The sequence below is a fragment of the Kordiimonas sp. genome (genome assembly GCF_048260245.1).
In the GTDB taxonomy this organism is placed as follows: Bacteria; Pseudomonadota; Alphaproteobacteria; order Sphingomonadales; family Kordiimonadaceae; genus Kordiimonas.
The window spans coordinates 1-6575 of the sequence record NZ_JBLXGZ010000060.1 but is presented as its reverse complement, the minus strand read 5'-3'; the positions used below and the strand labels follow the sequence as shown (position 1 = coordinate 6575).

Sequence of the window (6575 nt, the reverse complement as noted above, 5' to 3'; positions counted from 1 at the left end):
GCTCTGGAATAAGGTAGCCCACGCCAAAGCTGATCATGTCGGTCCAGAAATTGGGCGGGATCATCATCATGGAACCCAACAGGGTGGCACCCAACACGGCCAAAACGCGGGTCTGTGTGGCCATTTCGATCATTGCACCTGCCCATTCGGCGCTCTCTTCGACCAGATCTTTCAGGAGCAGGGCGATTTCTTCCAGTCCGGGAATGTTTTGGAGCGCATTTGAAAGTGCTTCCAGTCCCGCCTCAAACGCTGCAACAGACCCTTCGGCCAAATCTTGCAACAGCGCCAATATCTGGTTTCGGTTTTCCCAAAGAGCCTTGGCACTTTCTGACAAACTCTCCCACGCATCTCCGAGCATATCTGGCAGGTTAGAAAGCCATTCTCCAACCGAAGCCCAGAAGTCACCTTCCCCCTCCCACCAAGCGGTGGCACCCGATTTCAGATTGCTCCAGAGGCTGCTGAACAAACCAAGCCAACCATCGGATTCCCAGTCGGAAATCCAAGGCTGCATCGCCGTTTCCATAGTTTGCGCCAACGTCGCCAGGTCAGAAATGATTTGTTCTTCAAGCGCTGCTGGATCACCAACATCTTCTGGAACAAGTCTCGCCGTTATCGCCCCCGGTTCAGGCGCACGGTCATCGTAAGCGCCAACTTCGGGTAGCACGCCCTGAATGGGCTCACCATCCTGCAGCCCAAAGGTTGCCAGAGCACGGGTCCGGCCACCTTCTGAGATGAGCGCACCATCTTTATATTGAACCTGAAGTGGAGCAAGCGTTATCGGCGTTTTCCAAGGATCGTCGTAGTGAGCCTCGACTCGAAAACGGGCTGCACATGGCTCGCATATCTCTGCCACCGGTGTATTCGGTTGCGTTGCGGCCACTTTGGTCGCCGTCGAAAAACTTTCGGGGTTTTGCGGCTGCGCTCCCATCATCTGATCTCGCTGTAAATTGCGGATATAGATGCTGCGAGTTCAACAGGCGTGCTTGCTGCCTTAATCGCCCGCAGGATCTTGCCGTATTGCGGATCGTGCACCCATCCGGTGCCATGCACTAATGCGCAAGTGACATAAACCAGTCGCTGCGCTGGACTTTGAGTAGGCGGCAGGTTCTGCCTGATCCAGACTATTAATCGCTCGTTCGTGTTGGCGTCAAACAACGCCCAATGACCTGGCAAAATATCCATCAAGGTTTGTGTGCTTGGCTCAAGGTCGCGCCGGATATAGCCATCCAAACGGATTACAAAGCGGTCAAACGTATCATTACGCCAAAGGGTGTCGAGCCAATCGCTGGCATTGTTAACCAATAGACCTACGGCGTTACCATGTGGAGTATCCGGGTTTCCCATCGATGCATTCACATACCCGCCAAATCGTGGATCGAGCCAGAATTTATGCCCCAATGTCGCGGCCACACAGCAGAGCTGTGACACATCACGCTCTCCAACAACCCCGTATCCAGCAGCCCATTGCTCAACAGCCTGACACAAGGGTTCAAGGGCGGATGCTTCAACATCAAGCGTTTTGAAATATTCTGGATATGCTTGGTGAAGGCGCCGAGCTGCTTGAACGATCCACTCAGCGCGCGCGGGTGCTGCAAAAGCGTCAAACTGTGCCGCAGAAAATTTCAAGACCATGGACCATACTCATACCGAAAAATGACTTTGTTCAATAAACAACCGCTTACAAGAAACGTGCGGCGCAAGAATGATTGTATAGAGGTCAAAACAAGGTGCAAGAAAGTGTTGTGCCTCCGAGTGGCTGAAGGCGGAAAACATCCGCTCAACTGATTTTGGTTCCCAGAACCTGAAATAATACCACTTCCCATCTGCATCCTGCACCCTTGTGAATTTGCGGAAATGTGCCCAGATTTCATCCAGCGTTCCGCGTGACCGCACGTAGATGCCCGGCTCGCTGTCCCACCACTGATGCCATGGTGCACTAGACTGGGTGAACAGATTGCGCGTGAAACTGTTGCCGTCTTCCAACCGAACGACCCAAGGAGCCACGTCTTTTAATGCGTCGTAGGCGTTTCCCTTGAACAAACAGCGGTGTTCCAGAGGTGATGCCTCAAGCAGCTCCGGCAGGTTCGTGATCTTGGCTGCATCGAGGATGGCGTAAGTGTGCATGGGGGGAATTTTTGTCGGATCATCCCCTATGGCGGCCAATTCGTCCTCTGTTGGCTCAGGCTGACCAAACAACGCCTCATAAAGCGCGTCTGGGACCGTCTTAGGAGTAGCTATGCCAAACTGCGCATCCAGTGGGTCAACACCTTCGATGGTCTGTATTTTAAAATGCAATTCCGTTGACTTTTCAAAGGTTTGCGTTGGCTGTGTCCAGCCGTCTGTAATGTCGTCTGAGCTCACAACTATCGCCTATGTAATACGACTTAAGTTCAATCGTGCTTAGGGTACCTTAACTAGGGTTTGTCGTAACATTATGTCGCAGACATACGCCTCACCATAGTTGTGCAGGTGCGAGCCTATCTTGGCCAGTGGTTGAATGCCGCTCCCAAATTTTTGCGGTAGCACAACCGCATCCGATCCGTCCCAGATATCTGCCGAGTGAAGCCTGAACAGTATTCAAAAACAAGAATCAGGATTGGGTCTTTACGCCCCGTACGCGCAGAATGGTCTGGTGAGATGTGTTGTACCGCCGGGCCACGGCGGCGACGGTATCTCCAGCATCCAGATCGGTTCGTACAGCTGCCTGTGTGGCCTCATCCAGAGATGGTGGCCGACCGATCCGACCACCGGCGACCCCGAGCCCCTTTGCCTTCGCTTGCTTGCGTTCAGCCTCTGTCAAACGCTCAAGCGCGGCCATCGCTTCCAGGGCGCTCCTGAACTCATTGTCGTTGAACAGGTTTTCCTTTGTTCCCAGAGACGCACAAAACGGTTCAGCCCCCATCTCGTGAATGAGCCGGATCGTTTTCAGGATATCAGCTGCATCGCGCCCGAACCCGTCAAGCGTGTAGACGATAAGTGCATCGCTAGGTCTTAGATCGCGTATCAAGCGCATCAATTTGGGTCGTCCGGAAGCGGCGACCGAGGCACCAACCCGCTCACTCACAGCCAAGCGGCTATGCACGGTAAATCCGTCGGCACGCGCAGCCTCCGTGTGTTTGCGGATGGTTGCACGATCAAAGGCATCACGGCTTTGCCATGTATCGCCCACCTTTGAGCCGAGGCGAACATAGACGTAATCACGGGGTTCCAATTGGTGAACACCTCCTGTCATTGGATAAAACCCATCACTGTCTATTCGACATGCGAGAGGTTCTTCCTATGCATGTATCACGGTTCACTTATTATGTCCGAAATCACTATCGGACAGAATTATTTACATATTATCAGTGGCTTAATGGCACTTTGCAGTTTGCTGCGTAAGGTGTGGAAAATGGCATGAGGACCGTAGGTCCGACCCCCCTTTCCCTGGCCCGACTTTCTCAAGGAAGAGTGGCCTCCAGCCCGCCAATGAGACGGCGCTGAGCGTATTTTTGCTATCTAAAAACCACTGGGGAGTGGCCCCAAGGGCTTTCACGAGTGTTGCTGATCCCATGTCGCCGATTACGCGCTACCACCGTTCAGTACCGCCTGCTTTGATAAAGCTACCTGATCTTATTGGCAGCAACATACTCCTGATACCACGTCACGAAGCGGGACACGCCCTCTTCAACCGAGGTCTGCGGTGTATATCCGGTGAGCCGCTCCAAGAGTTGGATATCGGCCCAGGTCGCGGGGACATCGCCCGGCTGCATTGGCATCAGATTACGCTGTGCCGTAATGCCCGTGGCCCGCTCAATGGCGCTTATGTAATCGCTAAGCTGCACTGGGTTGGAGTTGCCAATGTTGACCACACGGAACGGTGCCACCGGTGACAGGCTGTCTCCCTCTGGCACATGAGCATCACGGGGGCGTTCGGGACGTGCGGCCATCAGCAGCCGGATCGCCTCCACCAGATCCTCAACGTAGGTAAAGTCCCGCTGCATGTCGCCGTGATTGTAGACATCGATAGGACGGCCTTCGAGGATCGCCTTGGTGAATTTGAACAAGGCCATGTCCGGCCGCCCCCATGGCCCATAGACGGTAAAGAACCGAAACATCGTGATCGGCAAATCGAAGAGATGTGCATAGGAATGCGCCATATGCTCGGTCGATTTTTTGGTCGCCGCATAGAAGGACATCTGGTGATCAGCCTTCTGAGTCTCTTGGTATGGCATCTTGGTATTGGCGCCATAAGCCGATGAGGTCGATGCAAGCAGCATATGTTTGGGTGGATGTGCGCGGGCAGCCTCCAGCAGCTCAAACGTCCCCATGAGGTTGCTTTCCAAATAGGAACGCGGGTTCTCAATGGAGTGACGCACACCAGCTTGAGCCGCCAAATGCACAACAATATCTGGATTATAGGACGCAAGCAGATCCGCCAGTAATCCTGGGGTTTCAATCCGGCCAATGATCGGCACAAAGCGCCCCGTGCCCTGCCCCGCGGCATCTTCCAGCATCGCATGACGCCGCTCTTTCAGCGAGACATCATAGTAGTCGCTGAACGCATCCAGCCCGATAACATGTGCCCCATGTTCCAAAAGCAGTTTGCTGAGGTGAAAGCCAATGAAGCCGGCCGAACCGGTTACAAGAACGGTTTGCATGATTTCTTCTTTCTTAGTCCGCCTCAAACAGGTCGCGCGTAAAGACCTTGTCAGAGATATCGCGGATCTCTTCGCTCATCCGGTTTGCCACGATCAGATCGGCCTCGGACTTAAAGACGTCAAGGTCGCGGATGACCCGGCTGTGAAAGAAGTGATCTTCCGTCAGCACCGGCTCATAGACGATCACCTCAATACCTTTGGCCTTGAGACGTTTCATGATGCCCTGAATGGAGGACTGGCGGAAATTATCTGATCCCGCCTTCATCACCAACCGATGGATGCCGACCACCTTGGGGCCTTTCATCAGGATCTGATCGCTGAGGAAATCCTTGCGGGTACGATTGGCGTCGACAATGGCCCGGATCAGGTTCTGCGGCACCTGATCGTAATTGGCCAGAAGCTGCTTGGTGTCCTTGGGCAGGCAGTAGCCGCCATAGCCAAAAGAGGGGTTGTTGTAATGGCCGCCGATGCGCGGATCGAGGCTGATGCCTTCGATGATCTGGCGGGTGTCCATGCCCCCGGCCATGGCGTAAGAATCCAATTCATTAAAAAACGCCACCCGCATCGCGAGATATGTATTGGCAAAGAGTTTCACCGCCTCGGCTTCGCTTGGATCGGTAAAGAGGGTGTCCACCGCCTCTTCCTTAGCGCCCTCCAGCAGCAGATCGGCAAAGATCCGGGCGCGCTTGGACCGCTCGCCAACGATGATCCGGCTGGGATGCAGATTGTCATAAAGCGCGCGGCCTTCGCGCAGGAACTCGGGGGAAAAGATCACCTGATCGGTTCCCAGCCGCGCCCGCACATCCATGACGAACCCCACCGGAATCGTGGATTTGATGACGATGGTGGCGGTGGTGTTGACGGCCATGACGGCTGCGATCACCGCCTCAACGCTGGAGGTGTCAAAGGAATTGTGCCGCGGGTCGTAATTGGTCGGCGTTGCCACCACCACGTAATCAGCGCCGCTGTAGGCTGCCGCCGCATCCGTGGTCGCGGTCAGGTTCAGACTGTGGGTGGTCAGGAAATCTTCCAACTCGGGGTCGATGATCGGGCATTGCCGGGCATTGACCATCGCCACCCGGTTTTCCGCGATGTCGGTGGCGACAACCTCATTGTGCTGAGCCAGCAAAACGGCATTGGACAGGCCAACATAGCCAAGCCCTGCAACTGCGATTTTCATGAACCTTACTCCCGGGCGTAGACGTCCTCATAGCGAAGAATGTCATCCTCCCCCACATAGGCCCCGGTCTGCACCTCGATCAAGACCATCGGCACTTTGCCGGGGTTTTCCATACGGTGTACTGCGCCAAGCGGGATGTAGACGCTCTCGTTTTCAGTCACCAGCCTGACCTCATCATCCACCGTCACCCGCGCAGTGCCCTCCACCACGATCCAATGTTCAGAGCGGTGAAAATGGCTTTGCAGGCTCAGGGAGGCACCGGGATGGACCAGAATGCGTTTGACCTGAAAACGCCCTCCCACCACCAGGCTTTCAAACCAGCCCCAGGGGCGGTGATCTTTGGGGAAGGTGGTGGCCTGCGCCGCACCTTTGTCTTTCAGCGCCTGCACCGCGAGCTTCACATCCTGCGCGCGGGATTTATCCGCCACCAGCACCGCGTCATTCATCGCCACCGCCATGATACCCTCAAGGCCGATGCCGACCACTTCCAGCCGGTCGCTGTCAGAGCGCAACAAGGTATCGGAACAGTCGATCGCCGTCGCCGCACCGCTGACCACGACGCCATTGTCGTCCGGTCCCGCCTCGCGCCAGACCGCATCCCAGCCGCCCAGGTCCGACCAGGCCGCATCAAAGGGCACCACGGAGAGGTTCTTGGCTTTCTCCATCACCGCATAGTCAATCGAGATATCCGCCGCCTGCGCCCAAGGCTCCGGGGCCAGCCGCAAAAAACCAAGGTCCACCTCTGCATCCTTCAG

The 6575-nt window shown here is 55.4% G+C and carries 7 protein-coding genes; all 7 read right to left on the bottom strand.

The window, feature by feature from the left end; all coding sequences use genetic code 11:
• The coding region (locus tag ACN0VM_RS17660; RefSeq protein ID WP_417452216.1) for a hypothetical protein at positions 1-931 on the bottom strand (931 nt) is incomplete at its 3' end.
• A complete protein-coding gene (locus tag ACN0VM_RS17655; protein ID WP_417452215.1) occupies positions 928-1632 on the bottom strand; it encodes a hypothetical protein in 705 nt (234 codons plus the stop codon). The genes ACN0VM_RS17655 and ACN0VM_RS17660, both read right to left, overlap by 4 nt.
• A 9-nt stretch (positions 1633-1641) precedes the next feature.
• A complete protein-coding gene (locus tag ACN0VM_RS17650) occupies positions 1642-2361 on the bottom strand; it encodes a DUF4123 domain-containing protein (RefSeq protein WP_417452214.1) in 720 nt (239 codons plus the stop codon).
• A gap of 229 nt (positions 2362-2590) precedes the next feature.
• Positions 2591-3211 carry a recombinase family protein gene (locus ACN0VM_RS17645; RefSeq protein ID WP_417452213.1) on the bottom strand — a complete coding sequence of 207 codons (621 nt, stop codon included), beginning with the start codon at positions 3209-3211 and terminating at the stop codon, positions 2591-2593.
• Positions 3212-3602: 391 nt separating this feature from the next.
• Positions 3603-4640: an NAD-dependent epimerase/dehydratase family protein gene (locus ACN0VM_RS17640; RefSeq protein ID WP_417452212.1), complete on the bottom strand. Its 1038-nt coding sequence runs from the start codon at positions 4638-4640 to the stop codon at positions 3603-3605.
• Positions 4641-4653: 13 nt separating this feature from the next.
• A complete protein-coding gene (locus ACN0VM_RS17635) occupies positions 4654-5820 on the bottom strand; it encodes a nucleotide sugar dehydrogenase (RefSeq protein ID WP_417452211.1) in 1167 nt (388 codons plus the stop codon).
• A gap of 5 nt (positions 5821-5825) precedes the next feature.
• Positions 5826-6575: cupin domain-containing protein (locus ACN0VM_RS17630; RefSeq protein WP_417452210.1), on the bottom strand; the 750-nt coding region annotated here is incomplete at its 5' end.